Source organism: Arthrobacter sp. SPG23 (genome assembly GCF_000876655.1).
Lineage (GTDB): Bacteria > Actinomycetota > Actinomycetes > Actinomycetales > Micrococcaceae > Arthrobacter.
Map to the genome: position 1 here is coordinate 144737 of NZ_JYCN01000009.1, position 18154 is coordinate 162890.

Annotated in this window: 18 protein-coding genes; 9 read left to right on the forward strand and 9 right to left on the reverse strand. The window is 64.7% G+C overall.

Features of this window, described 5'->3' with window-relative positions:
- Nucleotides 1–20 precede the first annotated feature (20 nt).
- Entirely contained in the window at nt 21–296 is a 276-nt protein-coding gene (locus TV39_RS04000) for a PspC domain-containing protein (RefSeq protein ID WP_043478673.1), read from the reverse strand.
- Between the two features lie 133 nt (nt 297–429).
- On the opposite strand from TV39_RS04000, the gene TV39_RS04005 reads away from it, so the two are divergent.
- Together TV39_RS04005 and TV39_RS04010 are read left to right on the forward strand one after the other, a co-directional pair.
- Nucleotides 430–2661, forward strand: coding sequence for an McrB family protein (locus TV39_RS04005; RefSeq protein ID WP_043478676.1), 2232 nt, complete (start codon nt 430–432; stop codon nt 2659–2661).
- 37 nt (nt 2662–2698) lie between these two features.
- Entirely contained in the window at nt 2699–3955 is a 1257-nt protein-coding gene (locus TV39_RS04010; protein WP_235347275.1) for an McrC family protein, read from the forward strand.
- Here the strand turns inward: TV39_RS04010 and TV39_RS04015 are convergent.
- The gene (locus TV39_RS04015) at nt 3945–4238 is read right to left on the reverse strand and encodes a hypothetical protein (RefSeq protein WP_043478678.1); all 294 of its coding nucleotides are present in this window, start codon (nt 4236–4238) and stop codon (nt 3945–3947) included. The genes TV39_RS04010 and TV39_RS04015 overlap by 11 nt on opposite strands.
- Before the next feature lie 122 nt (nt 4239–4360).
- Between TV39_RS04015 and TV39_RS04020 the strand changes: the two genes are divergently transcribed.
- Entirely contained in the window at nt 4361–4996 is a 636-nt protein-coding gene (locus tag TV39_RS04020) for a TetR/AcrR family transcriptional regulator (RefSeq protein WP_082049479.1), read from the forward strand.
- Here TV39_RS04020 and TV39_RS04025 read toward each other — a convergent pair.
- Nucleotides 4993–6660, reverse strand: coding sequence for a PAS domain-containing sensor histidine kinase (locus tag TV39_RS04025; RefSeq protein WP_043478680.1), 1668 nt, complete (start codon nt 6658–6660; stop codon nt 4993–4995). The two genes, TV39_RS04020 and TV39_RS04025, sit on opposite strands and share 4 nt — an antisense overlap.
- A 101-nt stretch (nt 6661–6761) precedes the next feature.
- Here TV39_RS04025 and TV39_RS04030 point away from each other — a divergent pair, with 101 nt between their 5' ends.
- The gene (locus TV39_RS04030; protein ID WP_200890943.1) at nt 6762–7517 is read left to right on the forward strand and encodes a response regulator transcription factor; all 756 of its coding nucleotides are present in this window, start codon (nt 6762–6764) and stop codon (nt 7515–7517) included.
- A 54-nt stretch (nt 7518–7571) separates the two neighbouring features.
- On the opposite strand, the gene TV39_RS04035 is transcribed toward TV39_RS04030, so the two are convergent.
- Entirely contained in the window at nt 7572–7973 is a 402-nt protein-coding gene (locus TV39_RS04035; protein ID WP_043478682.1) for an Hpt domain-containing protein, read from the reverse strand.
- Between the two features lie 278 nt (nt 7974–8251).
- On the opposite strand from TV39_RS04035, the gene TV39_RS04040 reads away from it, so the two are divergent.
- Nucleotides 8252–9436 carry a glycoside hydrolase family 26 protein gene (locus TV39_RS04040; protein ID WP_043479121.1) on the forward strand — a complete coding sequence of 395 codons (1185 nt, stop codon included), beginning with the start codon at nt 8252–8254 and terminating at the stop codon, nt 9434–9436.
- A gap of 12 nt (nt 9437–9448) precedes the next feature.
- Here the strand turns inward: TV39_RS04040 and TV39_RS04045 are convergent, their stop codons facing one another.
- The 4 genes from TV39_RS04045 to bioB all read right to left on the reverse strand — a co-directional run bounded on the left by TV39_RS04045 (nt 9449) and on the right by bioB (nt 11702).
- Nucleotides 9449–9868 carry a very short patch repair endonuclease gene (locus tag TV39_RS04045; RefSeq protein WP_043478684.1) on the reverse strand — a complete coding sequence of 140 codons (420 nt, stop codon included), beginning with the start codon at nt 9866–9868 and terminating at the stop codon, nt 9449–9451.
- 76 nt (nt 9869–9944) lie between these two features.
- Nucleotides 9945–10379 (reverse strand): pyridoxamine 5'-phosphate oxidase family protein, encoded by a 435-nt coding sequence (locus tag TV39_RS04050; protein ID WP_043478686.1) that lies wholly within the window; start codon nt 10377–10379, stop codon nt 9945–9947.
- Nucleotides 10380–10419: 40 nt separating this feature from the next.
- A complete protein-coding gene (bsaP, locus tag TV39_RS22815; protein WP_082049481.1) occupies nt 10420–10659 on the reverse strand; it encodes a biotin synthase auxiliary protein BsaP in 240 nt (79 codons plus the stop codon).
- Nucleotides 10656–11702: a biotin synthase BioB gene (gene bioB / locus TV39_RS04055; protein WP_043478689.1), complete on the reverse strand. Its 1047-nt coding sequence runs from the start codon at nt 11700–11702 to the stop codon at nt 10656–10658. The genes bsaP and bioB overlap by 4 nt, the downstream gene beginning before the upstream one ends.
- Nucleotides 11703–11991: 289 nt before the next feature.
- Between bioB and TV39_RS21940 the strand changes: the two genes are divergently transcribed.
- Both TV39_RS21940 and TV39_RS04065 read left to right on the forward strand, forming a co-directional pair.
- Nucleotides 11992–12648, forward strand: a complete 657-nt coding sequence (locus tag TV39_RS21940; protein ID WP_144406304.1) for a DUF6318 family protein — start codon at nt 11992–11994, stop codon at nt 12646–12648.
- A gap of 162 nt (nt 12649–12810) precedes the next feature.
- Nucleotides 12811–13566 (forward strand): PKD domain-containing protein, encoded by a 756-nt coding sequence (locus TV39_RS04065; RefSeq protein ID WP_235347264.1) that lies wholly within the window; start codon nt 12811–12813, stop codon nt 13564–13566.
- A 58-nt stretch (nt 13567–13624) separates the two neighbouring features.
- Here TV39_RS04065 and TV39_RS04070 read toward each other — a convergent pair whose 3' ends face one another.
- Nucleotides 13625–14923, reverse strand: coding sequence for a helix-turn-helix domain-containing protein (locus TV39_RS04070; RefSeq protein ID WP_043478692.1), 1299 nt, complete (start codon nt 14921–14923; stop codon nt 13625–13627).
- Nucleotides 14924–15116: 193 nt separating this feature from the next.
- Between TV39_RS04070 and TV39_RS04075 the strand changes: the two genes are divergently transcribed.
- Together TV39_RS04075 and TV39_RS04080 are read left to right on the forward strand one after the other, a co-directional pair.
- Entirely contained in the window at nt 15117–16907 is a 1791-nt protein-coding gene (locus tag TV39_RS04075; protein ID WP_043478695.1) for an NAD(P)/FAD-dependent oxidoreductase, read from the forward strand.
- Between the two features lie 134 nt (nt 16908–17041).
- Nucleotides 17042–18097, forward strand: a complete 1056-nt coding sequence (locus TV39_RS04080) for a 2,3-butanediol dehydrogenase (RefSeq protein ID WP_043479126.1) — start codon at nt 17042–17044, stop codon at nt 18095–18097.
- The last annotated feature ends 57 nt before the right edge of the window (nt 18098–18154 follow it).

Genomic DNA, 18154 nt, shown 5'->3' on the forward strand with positions numbered 1-18154 from the left:
CTGAAACGGCGCCGCCGCCGCTAGCCATCGTTGGATTCGTTGCTCAGCCAGGATTCGAGGTAGATGCGGTTGGTGGTGCTGTCCGGCAGCAGGATCCAGGCCCAGATGTAGAACGTGAGGGCCGGGCCGGGCACCAGGGCCAGGACCAGGAAGACGATCCTGGCCGCATTGGGGTCCACGCCCAGCTTCGCGGCTATTCCGCCGCACACACCGCCGAGCAACCTGTCCGGTCCGCGGCTGAGCCCCGTTCCCCGGATGGCCGTGAACATCTTCCGGGTCAGGTCTTGAAAAGTCATGGCACGCTCCTTTGTGCCGCCAGCCTATGGCCGTTCCTTCCCCGTTGATAGGGCCAAAAGCCATCTGGCAGGACAGGGCGGAGTGCCGTTCGCGTGGTGCTGCCGTTCAGGTTAAGCCTGTAAATTTGAAGGCATGACCCCCACCGCGAAGCCTGCCATGACCCGCGCCCCCGGAATCTCCAAGGAGATCGAGGATGCGGCGTGGTTTGTCCTGGGGGCCGGCCTGCAGGGCAAGCCGTCAGCGCTGGACGGACGGACCCAGACGTGGACCACCTCAGCTGCCGCGGAGCTGCTGGAACGGCTGGAGCGGGGCGTCGCGGACTCCAAAGCGCCGATGATGACCAACCTCCGGCAGAACCTTTCGGACGCCTCCCGCGCAGCGAAGCAACTGGCTGTTGAACTGTTGTTCCTCCAGTCCCTGCCGCTGGCCCACGAAGTCAAGTCGCTGAAGGTCAAGCGTGCCCGGGTGGCCGAGGCGGCCTCGTGGCTGGAACCGCCGCTGGAACTGCCGGACGAGCTGTACAAAGGCATGACGGACCACGGCGTCATCCGCGACCGCACCGCCGAATTCAACTGGACCATCTGGGACCACCTGAGGTGGCTGTGCCGTTTCGTGCAGCACGTTGACCAGCAGTCCACGAATGCGGTGACCAAGGCGTTGAAGGATCCCCTCGCGTTCCACCAGCTCGCCTCGGCTACACCCGATGACCAGCCGGCGATTCGCCGCAGCATCGAATACCTGGCCTGGCCGAGCTACTTCGAACCGGTGGTGGCTGACGTGGAGCGGCAGGAAATCAGGGACGCGTTCGCTTCCCTCGTGGGCGGCGCGAAGGGCGACAGCGAAGCGGAAATCACCGCCGATATCCACCGCATCCGCCTCTACCTCGACAAGCAGGCCGGCCAGCGCATCGACTGGTATGCCCGCCAGCTGGTGAGCCAGTGGCGCAAGGTGGGGGACCCGGGCCGCCGCGCCTGGCTCCTGCGCACCCACCACGACGTCAAGGACCTCCTGGCCGCGTGGCTCGGGGAGGAGAAGGTGACGCTCGATGTCGAGCATCTGCGCCTCCTGGACGCCGGAGTCACCGCGGGCGTCGTGCAGCACGCAGTGGACGAAGACTACAAGCACCTGGGCTACGTGGAGCGCGAGGACAACAAGACGGCCGTTTTTGCCTTCCTCACGGTGATGAAGCCGGGAGACCTGGTCCTGTACCAGCACGCGGGCGCCGTCCGCCTGGGCGGGGTCCTGGGGGAGCCGGAGCACAACGAGGACAACCGCCGGATGCGCCGCAAGGTCCGCTGGTTCGATGACGCGCACAGCATGGCGGACCTGCCGCGCCACGTCCAGCGCCAGCTCACCACGCCGGGGGTCATCGTGGATGTCACCCGGGTGGTGCAGGCGCTGCAGGCGCTGCTGCCCGCCGAAGCGGAAGCGGAGGCCGACGACGCCGCCGAGCCGGCCGCCGTCGTCGAACCGGTTCCGGAGGGGTTCCGTCCGCTGACGGAGGAGTTCGCGGCGTCCCTGCACATGGACCTGGAACCGCTGCAGGAAATCGCCGAACTCCTGGAGGAGAACCGGCAGCTGGTGCTCTACGGCCCGCCCGGAACGGGCAAAACCTACCTCGCCAAGCATCTGGCGGCCCACCTTGCCGGGGACAGCACCGACGAACGCGTCAAGCTGGTGCAGTTCCACCCGTCGTACGCCTACGAGGACTTCTTCGAGGGCTTCCGGCCGGACAAGACCGACGAGGGGCAGGTGTCCTTCAAACTGGTGGCCGGCCCGCTGCGCCGCCTTGCGGAAGAAGCGGCCAAGCCCGGCAACGAAAACAAGCCCTACTTCCTGATCATCGATGAGATGAACCGCGCCAACCTGGCCAAGGTGTTCGGTGAGCTGTACTTCCTGCTGGAGTACCGGGACGATCGCATTTACCTCCAGTACAGCCCCAACGAGCCGTTCACGCTCCCGGACAACCTGTACATCATCGGCACCATGAACACCGCGGACCGCTCGATCGCCATGATGGACGCCGCCATCCGCCGCCGTTTCTCCTTCATCGAGCTGCACCCCAAGACCGAGCCGGTGAAGGGTTCCCTGCTCCGCTTCCTGCAGGCCCGGAACCTGGACACCACCCCTGCCCTCCTCCTGGACGCCCTGAATGACGCGATCGACGAATGGGACCGCGACCTGATGATCGGGCCGTCCTACTTCATGAAGAAGGCAGCCCAGACTCCCTCGGGCCTCCGCCGGATCTGGAAATACGAGCTCATGCCGCTCCTGGAAGAGCATTATCACGGCCAGCTGAACCGGGCCCAGCTGCAGGAGCGCTTCGGGCTGGAGCAGCTGCTGGGCCGCCTTGCGTCCCGCTAACGGATTGCTGCCCGCTGACAGACGGGCGCCCGTGGCCGTGCCGCCGCGGCCGGCGCGGCCGCCCTCCAGCGCCCGCACGGCCGCACGCCACATCGTCCTGGACGAGCTGTCCGGCGGCGTGGTGGACAAGCTCGACGCAGCGAGTGCAGCGTTCGTGAACGCCAGCGGGCTGGCCAAAGCCTCGCCCATGGGCATGGGCCTGTTCAGGATTGAGCCGGTGGGCATGGTGGGTTCGGTGCGGACGCCCACGGTGCAGCTGGAAGTGCGGCCCAAGGACCGCCTGGGCCTCAGCCGGCTGCTGTTCCTCCTCAGCTATGCCGGAAACCAGGGCTTCCGCGACGACCCGGTGGCTGCCGTCGAGGACTCGGATTTGTGGAGTGCACTGGCCGAATCCCTGGCCCAGCTGGCGGACCGGGCGCTAAGCCGCGGAGTCCTGCAGGGATACCTCACCGTAGATGAGTCACTGCGGACGGTGAAAGGCCGCATCCGGATCTCGGACCAGATCTCGCGCCGGCCCGGAATGCTTGTGCCGCTGGAAGTCTCCTATGACGAATTCACCGAAGACATCGCCGAGAACCGCATCCTGCGGGCCGCCCTGGAGCGCATGGCCCGGGTTCCGCGCGTTCGGCCGGACGTGCAGAGCCGCCTGCGGCTGCTGTTGGGAAAGCTCGACGCCGTCACCCGCCTTCAGCCCGGGGCGCCGCTGCCGCCGTGGCAGGCCACCAGGATGAACACCCGGTACCACGCGGTGCTCCGCCTCTCCGAAGTGATCCTGCGCAACGCCTCAGCCGAAGCGGGTGACGGAAAGCAGCAGACGGCGTCGTTCGTGGTGGACATGGGGCAGGTCTTCGAGGATTTTGTGGGCACTGCCCTCCGCGAAGCCATGGCTGCCCATCCCGGGGAAATGCGGCTGCAGTACAACGCGCTGCTGAACGAAGCCGTCCGCGATTCCGACCGGCTCACGGTGAATCCGGACGCAGTGCACCTGCTCGGCGGCCGTCCCGTGGTGGTCTACGACACGAAGTACCGGGCGGCGACGGACCAGGGCGCGTCCCTGTCCGCGGACCACTTTCAGATGCTGGCCTACTGCACGGCCCTACGCGTCCCCACCGCCTGGCTGGTGTACGCAGGCGCGGGGGAAATGAAGCTCCGCCGCATCCTCAACACGGACATCGACGTGGTGGAGTACCCGCTTGATCTGTCCCTGCCGCCGTCGGACATCCTGGCAGCTGTTGCTGACCTGGCACAGCAGTCCTGGGGCGAAGTGGTGCGGCAGGCAGCGCTCAATCAATGACTGCGGGCGCGGAGCGGCCCGGCAATGACATGAGGTGCATAAGCAAAGCCCTCTCAGGGTTGCCTCGGTTCTTGTTGAGGCAACGGCGCAGCTGATTGCGGATTTCCGACCCGTCCGGATTGGTGTCCGTCAGGATCGCATCGATGATTTCCCACGCCTGGTGGCGAATCGGCTCAAGATTCACGCGCCCGCGTACGGGCCCCCCAACGGCATGGATCCCGGACCTCGCCTGCCGCGAGCCGCCCTGGCGGGCCCCCACGGCTGACAACGTTTTCTTCGGCATCTCCTACCCTCCTGTGGCACAAGCGCTCTGGCTCAAACGCCTGGGATTGCGACCGACCGGAATGAAGAGAATTTTATCCCAGACAGACAAGTCTGTCTTCCCCTTGCGCTAGACTATTTGCAATGAACCCCACGCCAAACCACGCAGTGATTCAGCCTGCACCGGTCCAGCCTGCCCTGGATTGCGAGGTTGCAATCACTGGCGCGGACGCGAGGCAGCGGATCGTTGATACGGCCTACGGACTTTTCGCCCGCCGCGGGATCCGCGACGTGGGCGTCAACGAACTGATCAGCCGCGCCGGCGTGGCCAAGGCGACGTTCTACCGGCACTTCGCCTCGAAGGATGAGCTGGTGCTTGCCTTCCTCGAGCAACGCGACCGCCAGTGGACCGTGGACATGATCGTTGCCGACGCGCGCCGCCGCGGCGGAACACCTGCCGAGCAGTTGCTGGCCATCTTCGACGTGTTTGGCGACTGGTTCCGCCGCGACGACTTTGAGGCGTGCTCCTTCATCAACATCCTCCTGGAAATGGGCGCGACCCATCCGCTGGGGCGGGCAAGCATCGACTACCTCGCCCGGATCCGCGGCCACATCCAGCAGCTGGCCGAGGAAGCGGGGCTGCGGGACGCCGAGGATTTCTCCCGTTCATGGCACATCCTCATGAAGGGATCCATCATTTCCGCTGCCGAGGGTGATGCCGACGCCGCCAAGCGCGCGCAGGCGATGGCCCGGACATTGATTGAGCAGTACGAACCCTAGACGGGCACCCTGATGGTGAAGGTGGTTCCCTCTCCCGGCGCACTGCGAAGCTGAATGCTTCCGCCGTGGGCTTCAACAATGGCCTTGCTGATGGACAGGCCCAGCCCTACGCCCGGGATGGACGTGTTCCGCACGTTGCCGGTCCGGAAAAACTTCGTAAACACCTCCGCTTGATCCTTGTCGCTCATGCCCATTCCCGTATCGCTCACCCGGCAGACCAGGTCGGACCCCTCAGAGTCCAGCGACACTACAACGTCGCCCCCATCGGGCGAGTATTTGATGGCGTTGGACACGAGATTATCCAGCACCTGCGACATGCGCCCCGAATCCACGTGGGCCTCCAAGCATGCGGGAGCGTCCGCACGGAGCCTTACTTTTGCGGCGGCGGCACGGGGCAGCGCGGCGCTGATGCTGGCCCGGACAAGTTCGGCCACGTTCACAGCCTGCGGGCTGACAATAAGCTGCCCGCTCCGGCTGGCCAGCAGGTCAGACACCAGCCCGAGCAGCCGCTCGGAGTTACGACGGATGATCAGGAGCGCTTCGCGGCGGGGGTCGCTCAAGCCGTCATAGTCGTCCAGGAGCAGCTCCACGTAGCCGAGGATCGACGTCAGCGGTGTGCGGAACTCGTGCGAAACGTTAGCCAGGAAATCGTCTTTTGCCGCCAAGGCATTCACCAGGTCCGTGACGTCGCTAAAGACGATCACCGAGCCGGCGAAGGAGCCATCCTGGTCCCGCATCGCACGTGCGCTGGTGGTGATGGCGCGCTGTTCGCTGCCGCTGCCAAGCCAGACCAAATTGTCCGTGAAGCTTTCGCCCCTCACGGCGCGGCGGACCGGCCGCTGTTCGACCGGTACTGTGGTGGTCCGGTCGGCTTGGAATACCAGGAGCTGGGATTCGTTGGGGTCGGCGTTGCCCGCAGGGCTGGCCAGCCGGTGGTTTTCCCGCTGTTTCCGGTTCATGAGGATGTCGTGCCCGTCCGCGTCCACTGCCAGGACGCCCAAGTGCACCGTTTCCAGCACGGAATTCAGCAGTTCCTCCTGCCGCTTGCTCTCTTTGAGGGTTACCCGCAGTTGAGCGTCCTTTTCTTCCAGGTCCCGTTGTTGCCGGACCATGCTGAGCGTCAGCACGCTGACTGAGACGCCGATCCCCAGCATCATCACCGGCAGCAGGAGTGAGCGCGCCAGGTCCGGGCCCGTGACGTTCCCGTGAAGGAACAACGGCACCCAGATGATGGCCAGGGGAGCCACGAAGGACGCCACCAGGGAAGCGCGGGGGTACAGCCCCGAGGCGCACAGCCAGATGACGGGAAAGACGGCCAGCAGGCTGATGCCGGTCAGGCCCTCCTGCCCGCCCTCCCTGCCCAGTGCGATCGAGACGAAGTCAAGGACGGGAACCACCAGGAAGCTGGCGAACGGCAGCCGGTGCCATGGAATGAGGTAGCACAGCGCCAGGATCAGGACCTGCGTGGCCAGGAAAGCGATGAACAGGGGATTCCCCAGCGTCCCCGGGAAAAACATGAGCATCAGCACGGCGGTGAGCGCTGCGGTGATGGATAGCGGCATCTGGCTCAAGGTGACGCGTCCCCGCAGGGAATACTCGTGGAACGGCCGGCGGAAGAAGAGTATCCGACCGGACTTGATGTCCCAGGTGACGTTGCCACTCATGGCCGGGTGACGATCGACGTGCGGTTTACTGGACGCATACCCCCACGATATCGGGCGAGCGCTATACTTCTGACGGTATCGAGCGGACTGAGGGGGCTGCGATGAGTGAATCACGTGTGGGTCTGGTTATCGAGGACGATCACGACATCCGTGAACTGGTTCGGGTGGTGCTGGTCCAGGCCGGGTTCGACGTCCAGGTCGCGAGCAGCGGGGCCGCCGGCGTCGTCGCGGCCAAGGAACTCAATCCGGCAGTCATCACCCTGGACTTGGGCCTCCCGGACATCGACGGCTTTGAAGTGGCGCGCCAGATCAGGGAGTTCTCCGACGCGTACATCGTTATGCTGACGGCCCGCGCCGAAGAACTGGATACCCTCATCGGACTGGAATCCGGTGCGGACGACTACCTGACCAAGCCCTTCCGTCCCCGGGAACTGCGTGCGCGCGTCGCCGCCATGATGCGGCGTCCGCGTTCGACGTCGGACTCCGCCGCCGGTGGCAAGGCACCTGCCGTGGCAGCCGCCGCCGGAAGGACGCTGACCCACAACGGGCTCGAGTTCAGCTACGACGCGCGGACCGTGAGTGTGGACGGACGCGAACTGCACCTGACCCGCACCGAATTCGATCTGCTGCACGCGCTCCTGGAGGCGGGGAGGATGGTGCGGACCAAATCCGAACTGGTGAGGCGGCTGCGCGACGAACCGTACGACGTCGGGGGCTACATCTCAGAAGCGGACGAGCGGTCCGTTGAAGTGCACATGGGAAACCTCCGCAAGAAGCTGGGCGACAGCCCGCAGAACCCGCGCTGGCTGCAGACTGTGCGCGGGGTGGGTTACCGGTTGGCGCCTGCCGAGCGCTAATTCCGGGCTCGGGGCATTGCTTCCGGGTGCGGGTCCGGCGTTCTGGCGCCGGATTCAGGCCGCTGCCGCCGCCGAGAGGCCGGCCACGGTCTGATCGGTGCACGCATCCATGCTTTCCAGGAGCGCGAGCTGAAGGCGGGGCGGTTGCTCGGCCACGGTTTCCGGGTGGGACTCCAAGTGCTTCAGGATGGTTTCGAGCTCATCCGCGAGCCTGCTTAGGTACGCCGCGCCCACCATCATGCTGGAGGTCTTCACGCTGAGGACGGCATCCATGGCCGCATCCAGGTCCATTGCTTCCACCGCGTGGCGGAGCCGGTCCAGCCGCCGCGGAAGTTGCTGGATGTAGCTGTTCACAAATACGGTGCAGTACTCGGCGTCGGGCTCAAGTTCACAGCGGAGTGTTTGGAGCACGGAGGGGTCAACGTACGGCTGGCTGACGCCATCCTGTCCATCCATTGGACACCCCTTCCCTTGGCGCTGCACAACCGGGATAACGGGTGCGGCCACAACCTTGCCTCTTTTACAGTAGGGCTCCGGCGGACACGGAATGCGGTTTCCCGGAAAATTTGCGCCAATCTTGATCGGACTGGCCCGCCTGGGCTTTAGGGTCGGGACAAGTGTCTGCCGGCACCGAACTGACCCGTGGCGTTTCGAGCCACCAGCCGATTGCGGGGACCGCTGTGTTCAGGATCGTGGGTAACCTTGTTACTGGCCTGCTTGTGGGACTGGGTGTGATGTTAGCTGCCGTCCAGCCTGTGCAGGCTGCGCCCGCCGCGGCTGTCGCGGCGGCCCAGGTCTACCTCAACCCGACTGCGGGGCCGGTAGGTTCGGCGGTGACAGTCAGCGGAACAGGGTTCAAGGTTTCCACGACGGGAACCGTGATTGTGGGCTCCTCCACCTTCTCCTTCAAGACGGCGGCAAGCGGAGCGTTCAGTACCTCGATCACCATTCCGGCTGCAGCCACCGGACCGCTGACCATCACGGCCAAAACGTCCTCGGTCAAAGCGTCATCCGTTTTCACGGTGACTACTTCCGCTCCCGCCCTCCCTCCCGTCAGCACGTCGGCGCTCCGCTTCGGGGTGGCCACGGCGGGAGGTCCCCTGGCCAGTGCCGAACTGGATGAGGTCTCACAGCTTGCCGGTGAAAGCCCGTCAAGTGTGCTCTTCTACAAGGACTTCCGGCAGGCGCCGCCCATCACCGAGATGAACGCCGTGCGAGCCCGCGGCGCCGTCCCGCTGGTCACCTGGGAGCCGTGGGCATGGGGCGGCGGGCTTACGCAGCCTGCCTACGCCCTGGACCGGATCACCGCCGGCGACTTTGATGCCTACATCACGCAGTGGGGCCAGGCGCTGGCGTCCTGGGGCCAGCCCGTCCAGCTGAGGTTCGCGCATGAGATGAACGGCAACTGGTATCCGTGGGCGGAGGGCGTGAACGGCAACCAGTCCGGCGATTACGTGCAGGCTTGGCGGCACGTGCACGACGTCGTGACAGCCACCGGTGCCAGCAACGTGACCTGGGTATGGAGCCCGAATGTTCCGTACTTTGGTTCCACCGAGCTTGCCGGGCTGTTCCCGGGCGCCAGCTACGTGGACGTTGTGGCCCTCGACGGATACAACTGGGGCACCTCGGCGTCGTGGAGCAGCTGGATGTCGCCGCAGGACCTTTTCGCGCCCGGGATAGCCCAGCTGCGGGCACTCGCGCCCGGGGTTCCCATCCTGATCGCCGAGACCGCTTCCGCCGAGGCGGGCGGTTCCAAGGCGCAATGGAATACCGACCTGGTGAGCTACCTGGCAGCCCAGCCGGACGTGGTGGGCTTCGTCTGGTTCCATCTGCAGAAGGAAACCGACTGGCGCATCAACAGCAGTGAAGCGTCCGCTACGGCGTTCAACGCCGCGTTGGCCGCCCGCCGGGCGTCGTAGTCCGGCACGCCTTCAGGCGAGGAACTGCTCCAGCTGCTCCTCCAAGGCGGAGACGTCCTTGAGCTCGCACTCCCAGACGGTGAGCACCTTCCACCCTGAAGCTTCCAGGCGCCGGCGCTGTTCGGCGTCGCGGTTTCTGGTCCGCGTCCGCTTTGCATCCCAGAACTCTGCGTTCGCTTTGGGGGCGTGCTGGCCCGCCTTGCAGTCGTGGAAATGCCAGAAGCAGCCGTTGACGAAGATGACCTTGTGCCGTCCGGCGAACACCAGATCAGGGTTACCGGGGAGTTTGCCGCCTCGCGCGCTGCCGTGCAGACGGTAGCGGTAGCCCTTCGCGTGCAAGAGGCTCCGTACCAGCAGTTCCGGCTTCGTGTTCTTGCCCCGGATCCTGGACATGTTCCAGCTGCGCCGTTCGGGAGTCAGCTGGTCAGCCATGGCTTAAGTCTAGGCGGCCACCATTGCACGCGGCCGGCCGCGGCGGGTGTCCGCAGCGGCCGGCCCGGCTGCAATCCTAGATTTCCCGCTCCGGATGTTCCCCAAACTGGAAGTGCCGTCCGCTGACCGAAACCGGCTCGATCTCAACGTAGAAGTCCTTCAGCGTGGGAACCCAGGGCTTCAGGCCGAGCGACTCCGCTGCGGCGATGTCCGCAGACTGGTCGAGGACCCGCGCTGTTCCGCGAAGCACTACGGACCAGGCCTCGTCGGACATGATGCCGTCCGTCTCAAAGAGGACTTTCGCGTTGATCGTCAGCTCAGCAAGCTTGTTGCCCGGAGCTGTCCGGAGATAGAGCTTCCGGCCGCTCACGGCGTAGTTGACCGGGAAGATGTCCGGTTCGCCGGCCACGGTCACTACCAGCCGGCCGTGTTTGGTGCCCTCTATGAGCTTCCACGACTGGTCATCGTCAAGGTTGAGAATGGGATTGCCGTCTGCGTGTGTGAACATCATGTGCCTATTGTTCAGCCGGCGGCAGGCATTGGCCAGTGACTTAAGGACGTATTCTCGTGTCGGTGGTGCCGTGACGTGAGCATTCCGCGGTCCAACCCAGTGGCGTGACCTGCACTTTCATGCGGCGCCGGCAGGCGGCGCAGTACCGCGGTGGCTCCATCGCGAGCCGCTCGCCGCAGCGGCGGTGAGCGGACGACGTCGGGCCGGCGCCGCCGTCGGACGGCTCGCCGCAGTGGCCGCAAAACGCGGCGGTGGTTGAGTCTGTTGAAACCCCGGTCATAGTGTTTTCTGGAGTTCCTTGATGGGCATGTTCAGCTCGACAAGGAGGTTGAGGTCGGCGGTGGCGGGGCGGCCCAGGGTGGTGAGGTAGTTGCCGACGATGACGGCGTTGATGCCTCCGAGGAGTCCTTCGCGGGTGCCGAGGTCGCCGAGGGTGAGTTCGCGGCCGCCGGCGTAGCGGAGCACGGTGCGGGGCATGGCGAGGCGGAAGGCGGCGATGGCGCGGAGGGCGTCTTTGCCGTCCATGATGCCTTGGTTTTCGAGCGGTGTGCCGGGGCGGGGGTTGAGGAAGTTCAGCGGGACTTCGTGGGGTTCCAGGGCGGCGAGCTGGGCGGCGAGTTCGGCGCGCTGTTCCAGGGTCTCGCCCATGCCGATCAGGGCGCCGCAGCACAGTTCCATGCCCGCGGCCTTGACCATGTTGCAGGTGTCCAGGCGTTCTTCGTAGCTGTGGGTGGTGACCACTTCGGGGAAGTAGCTGCGGGCGGTTTCGAGGTTGTGGTTGTAGCGGTGCACGCCCCAGTCTTTGAGCTGGTCCACCTGGCGCTGGGTGAGCATGCCCAGGGAGCAGGCGATGTTGATGTCCACGGCCTCGTTGATGCGGTCGATCGCGAACTTGATCTGGTTCATGAGTTTGATGTCGGGGCCGCGGACGGCGGCGACGATGCAGAATTCGGTGGCTCCGGTGGCGGCGGTTTCCTTGGCGGCTTTGACGAGTTCGGGGATGTCGAGCCAGACGCCTCTTACCGGGCTGTCAAAGAGGCCGGACTGGCTGCAGAAGTGGCAGTCTTCGGGGCAGCCGCCGGTCTTGATGGAGATGATGCCTTCGACTTCGACGTCCTCGCCGCAGTGCTTGAGGCGGACTTCGTGGGCCAGTTGGAGGGCTGCGGGAAGGGCGTTGTCCGGGAGGCGGAGGATCTCCTCGAGCTGGGACTGCGTCAGGCCGATGCCGTCCTCGAGGACCTGCTGGCGGGCGGTTTCAAGGATCGCGTGGCTGGACTCATTTGTTGTTTCGTCGCTTGCGGGGACATTTGCCTGAATCGTCATCGATGGGTCCTTATCGCGGGAACGTCTGGTCTCCACCGACGCTAGTTTGGCTTTTGGCTGGCGTTTTTGTGGGTTGTCGACAAAGAGCAGGCGTTGAGTTTGGGAAGCCAAAGTAATTCGCAATGGTGCCCGCATGACTTTCCTGTCCGATGCCCTGGGTGATAAACCGGAGAGAGTACCTGTGGATAACTTTGAGCACCAAAGTGTGACCTCAGTTACCCTTTAACCATCGTCCGGAGTTATTGCGGGCGGCTCGGACGTCTTGAAACTATCGGGGGAATAGCTGCCCATGACATCTCGTACTTTGTTTTTCGCGCGGTTGCGCTATTCGGCCGCTGCTGTTTTCGCCGCCTCTGCTCTGACGCTCACTGCGTGCAACGGGGGCGCCACCCCGCCGGGAAATGACAGCACGTCGGCGCCGGCATCAGCGTCGGTTACGGCCACGCCGAGCCCCACGCCGACGCCAACCGCCGCCTACAAGCCAGCCGACTCCAAGGGCAAAGCGGAGAATGTTCCCGTTCCGGTGTTGCCTGAGGCTGCCAAAGCGGAGACGAAGGAGGGGCTGGAGGCCTTCGCTAAGTATTGGTATTCCTTACTGAATTACGCATTCGAAACTGGCGACTTGGAACCCGTCAAAGCAGTCACGGGAACGCCGTGCGCGATGTGCGACAAGATTTTTCCGGGGATCGTCAAATGGAACGCTGAAGGAAGGTGGGTCTCGGGTGCGAGCATCACCGTTCACGCGGTTCAGACAAACTTCGTGAAAACAGGACCGGGAGAATATCAGGTAGCCGTTCAATCTCAGCAGAGAGCAGGCACTCTCCATAATGCCGACGGCAGCATTGGCCAAACGGTGACCGAGTCCCAAATGCTGGGTGACATTATGGTGGCAAAGTACGACGGGGGATTCTGGCGGGCACTCAACGTTGACAGATTAGGTGGGTAATTCGTGGCCGCTTGGGGGAGGCTTTCGATCTTGGGTGTCTTCTGCGTATGCGTTCTGTCGGTCTCGGCCGGAGTAGTACAGGCGGCCGAGGGCGATTCCGATCTTTCGTGGTCTGGTCCCGGTATTGGCGTGTGGCGGTACGACCCCGGTATCGGGGGGTGGGTGGACAGCCCTCAGTCGCCTCCCGAAGACCCGAATACTTACAAGGTTGAGTATCTTTGCCTGGACGAAGATCAGAACAATTTCGATGTCGCCTGCCTCGCAGGTGCCGTGAAGTGTACAGCAGGCGAGGACGGCCGGCCTGTTCGTTGGTTTTCCTCCTTGAAGGCGTTCCAACCCCCGATCTGGACTCAGATACGGCCTGATCGTTGCGTCTATTCTGAGAAACCAGTGGACGTGATGGAGCAAATCGCTCAGCAAATCCAGAGTAAGTTCGAGCAGTTGCCAGTGTTGGCCGGCGACTCGGTGGCGCAACCAAGCCCCCATACGCTTCGAGGTGCGGAGACTAATTTCTACGCTGTTGCCGTGGAACAATCTTTCACCGTTGACATGCTCGGCCAGAGCGTCTCCATTGTGGCGAAACCCGTGCAATATCGTTGGGCTTACGGAGACGGAAGCTCCTTCGGGCCGACGACTGTGATGGGTGGTCCGCTGCCGCAGGACCGGTGGGGTGAAAAGACCCGCACCAGCCACGTCTACACCCAGACCGGCGATTTCCAGGTGGTGCTCACCACCCACTTCCAAGGAACGTACTCCGTCAACAACGGGCCGCCGCTGCCCATTCCGGGCCAAGGCCAGTTCAGTTCACCACCCCAGACCATCAGTGTCTGGCGCTCGATCACCCGCAACTACGCTGACGACTGCATCAAGAACCCGCAAGGCCAAGGCTGCCCGGGAGCCGCGCCGCCAGCCCCATAACGCGGGGCGGCACCGCAGGCCTCACTGCCCAGCCCAGTCCCGCCACCGCCGGCCGCGGTCAGGACTTCAGTTCGCGGTCGACCCGTTCCATCCGCGCACGGACCAGTTGAAAGCGCGGATCGCCCGGTCCGATGAGGCTGGCTATTGCTGCGGCTGCTTCGACGTCCGATGCGCCCATGTCGCTCGCACACCACCGCATGATGAGCTGGGCGTCCGCGCTGGAGCGGACCGAGGCCCCCACAGCTTCATTGAGCTCGTCCCGCATCAGCTCGACGGTCAGGTTAACAGAACGGTTGAGCAGCTTGGCGGGGTAGGCGGCCAGTGCTTCCCGCGTCCTTCCGGCCCGCAAATGGCCGGCGACCACGGATGCGTCGGTGGTTACGCGGATGGCCGGTGAGAAGCGGTAAGGGTTGGGCTCCACCACGTTGCCCAGGATGCCGCGGATCCGGTGCATCTCGGTCCGGATGGCCGTGGCGGCGCCGTCTTCGCCGTGAATCCGATACGCGAGTTCATCGGCGCTCCACCCCTGGGTCCGGGACGCCAGCAGCGCCAAAATCTCAGCTCGGCGCAGGGTCAGCGGAAGGCGGGAACCGCCGTCGAGCTCGGCGCTCGGCTTGTCACCCAGCAAGCTCAGCGTCAGCGACGTACGCACGCCGCCGGTCTGCTGCGTCGAGACTGCAGGCGCGTCAGCAGACTTCAACAGTTCCTCCGCCAGCCGCACCCCGCAGCGCACCATGCGCAGGCTGTCCGGTGTCACCGATTCGAAGGGGCCGGAAACATCGAGCACTCCCACCACTTCGCCTGAGTACGGATCGCGGATGGGCGCCGCCGTGCAGGCCCAGTCGTGATGCGTGCGCACCAGGTGTTCGGCGGAGAACAACTGTGCGGGTGCTCCGGTCATGAGGGCCTCGCTGATGGCATTGGTCCCGACGCCGGATTCGGACCAGTCGGCGCCTTCCACAAACTCCAAGGAATCGGCCAGCCTCAGCGCCTGCCGGCTGCCCACCCGCCACAGCACCTCGCCCTGTTGGTCGGTGACAATCAATAGGTGGCGGCCCGAGGCGGACTCGTCCGCGAGCAACTGGGACAAGGCCGGAATCACGGTGGCCAGGCGGTGCCCCGCGCTGAGCGAGCGTGCCTCGGATACCTCGTGCCGGTGAACAGGCCTGTGCTGATCAGGGTTAATGCCCAGTGCCAGCGAACGCTGCCAGGACTTGATCAGCTCCGGCGAAATGGAAGGATCCGGGCTGCCCGCAATCGTGGCTTCGTGGGCTTTGCGCAGTGTGCGCGCATACTCTGCCGGTGCCGTGAACCTGAGGTCGCGAAGTTGGGTGATCGCGCCGGTGCCGGTCCGCATCAGCAATCTCCCAACTCGTCATCGAATCGTTCACGGGCCGCTCGCTGACGGCTGATCGCCGGGAGCTTCTCCCCGGAAGGGCGCCGTGTCACTCGATTGTAACCCCCGGCGTCTTTTACTTGTGATGCGGGTCACGGACGGTCATCGCGAGGCAGCCGGAAGCAGCCCACCGTAAGCAACGAAAAGAGGAATCATGCCTGAGACACCAAACGGCGTCGTGGAGGCCTGGCTGGCGCAGTTCGAAGAGGCGCTGCGCAGTAGGGACACCGACGCCGCATTGCAGCTGTTCGACGATGAACCGTACTGGCGGGACTTCGTATCCTTCACCTGGAACCTCAAGACGCTCGAGGGCAAAGAAGCCATCAAGCGCATGCTGGACGCCACGCTCGCGGATGTGCAACCCGGCAACTGGGCGCTCGCCGAGGATGCCACCGGAGACGCCGCGAACACCGAAGCCTGGGTGGACTTCGAAACCGCCCAGGCGCGGGGCTATGCCCACCTGCGCCTCCGCAACGGCAAATGCTGGACCCTGCTCACCACCATGCAGGAGCTCAAGGGATTCGAGGAGAAAAAGGGCCCCAATCGTGAGACGGGCGTGGCGCACCGCATCGAGAAAGGCCGCAAATCGTGGCTGGAACTCAAGGAGGAGCAGGAAGCCCGGCTGGGATACGAAGACCAGCCTTACACCGTGATCATCGGCGGCGGCCAGGGCGGTATCGGGCTGGGCGCGCGGCTGCGCCGGCTCGGGGTCCCCACGATCATCATTGAGAAGAACGAAAAGCCCGGAGACTCGTGGCGGAACCGCTACAAGTCACTCCACCTGCACGATCCCGTCTGGTACGACCACCTGCCGTACATGAAATTCCCCGACGACTGGCCCGTCTTCGCCGCCAAGGACAAGATCGGCGACTGGCTGGAGCACTACACCCGGATCATGGAGCTCAATTACTGGTCCAAGACCGAGTGCACCAACGCCCGCTTCGACGAGGCGTCCCAGGAATGGATCGTGCAGGTAATGCGCGACGGCGAACCGGTCACCCTCCGGCCCAAACAGCTCGTCTTCGCGCTCGGCGTCTCCGGTTACCCGAATGTTCCAACGTTCGACGGCGCCGAGTCCTTCTTGGGGCAGCAGTACCACTCGTCCAAGCACCCGGGCGGCGGAGACTGGACAGGGAAGAAGGCAGTGGTGATCGGGTCCAACAACTCGGCCCACGATATCTGTGCCGACCTTTGGGAACACGGGGCGGACGTCACCATGGTCCAGCGGTCTTCCACGCACATTGCCCGGAGCGAGTCGCTTATGGACCTTGCGCTCGGGGACCTGTACTCGGAGAAGGCCCTGGCCAACGGTGTCACCACCGAGAAAGCCGACCTCCTGTTCGCCTCCCTGCCATACCGGATCCTGCCGGAAGCCCAGATCCCCGTCTACGAAGAGATGGCCAGGCGCGATGCCGGGTTCTACTCCCAGCTTGAGGCCGCAGGCTTTGACCTGGACTTCGGGGTGGACGGCTCAGGCCTGTTCCTCAAGTACCTGAGGCGCGGCTCCGGCTACTACATCGACGTCGGCGCGTCCCAGCTGATCATTGACGGACGGGTCAAGCTCGCGAACGGGCAGGTCACCAAGATCACCGGCAACGCGGTGGTCATGGACAGCGGAGCCGAGCTCGAGGCCGATGTCATCATCTATGCCACCGGCTACGGGTCCATGAACGGCTGGCTGGCCGACCTGGTCTCGCCCGAGGTGGCGGACGCCGTCGGCAAATGCTGGGGCTTCGGCTCGGACACGCCCAAGGACCCTGGGCCGTGGGAGGGGGAGCTGCGCAACATGTGGAAGCCCACGAACGTGGAGAATCTCTGGATTCATGGCGGCAACCTGCACCAGAGCCGCCACTACTCCAACTATCTGGCGCTGCAGCTCAAAGCACGGATGGAGGGGCTGCCCACGCCCGTCTACGAGCTCCAACCCACCCACCACAAGCGCTGACCCAGCAAGGCCGTGACAATCACACTCCCGGGCACCACACTGAGGGTGACGGCCACCTGCTGTGACACTCCAACGACATGCCGTGGATGCGCCTGACCGGTGCATCCACGGCCCGTAATGCGAAGGAAAACACCATGAAAGCAGCACGTTTCCACGCCCGAGAGGATCTCCGGATCGAAGACGTTCCGGAGCCGGAGCTGCGCCCCGGAGCCGTGAAGATCGCGGTTGCCTGGTGCGGGATCTGCGGCACGGACCTCCACGAGTTCCTGGAGGGGCCCATCTTCACCCCGCCGCCCGGACATCCCCACGTGCTGTCGCACGAGGAGGCCCCGGTCACCCTGGGACATGAGTTCTCCGGGACTGTTGAGGAACTGGGTGAGGGGGTCACGGGGCTCTCCGTCGGAGACAGTGTGGTGGTGGAGCCCTACTTCGTCTGTGACGAATGCGGTCCGTGCCGGGCGGGCAACTACAACCTGTGCACCAAGTTGGGCTTCATCGGGCTGGCCGGCGGCGGCGGGGGACTGAGCGAAAAGATCGTGGTCGACACTCGCTGGGTCCACCCCGTCGGCGACATTCCGCTCGACGAAGCCGCGCTCATCGAACCGCTCGCGGTGGCCTATCACGCCGTCGGCCGGAGCGACGTCAAAGCCGGGGACGTCGCCGTCGTCGGCGGTGCAGGTCCCATCGGGCTGCTTACGGCGGCTGTTTTGAAAGGGCTGGGCGTCACCACCGTGGTGACCGAACTGTCCGCCGCGCGCAAGGAGAAAGCCACGTCGTCCGGCGTCGCCGACCATGTCCTCGACCCCAGCGCAGTCGACGTCAAAGCGCGGGTGCTGGAACTGACCGGGGGAGCGGGCGCGGACGCGGCGTTCGAATGCGCCGGCGTGAACGCCGTCCTGGACACCATGCTCGACGTCGTCAAGCCCGCCGGGGTGGTGGTCAACGTGTCTATCTGGGGCCGGCCGGCCACCGTGGACATGCAGAAGATCGTCCTCAAGGAAATCGACCTTCGCGGAACGATTGCCTACCGGGGCGACCATGCGGCCGCCATCAAACTCGTCCAGGACGGGAAGGTCGACCTCAAGCCCTTCATCACCGGACGGATCGCCTTGGACGACCTGGTGGACAAAGGCTTCGACACCCTGATTCACCACAACGACACGGCGGTGAAGATCATCGTCCACCCGTAGTGATCCGAGTCTCAGCAGGAATAGTTGCATGCGCCTCGCAGTTGGCACCTCTGGACC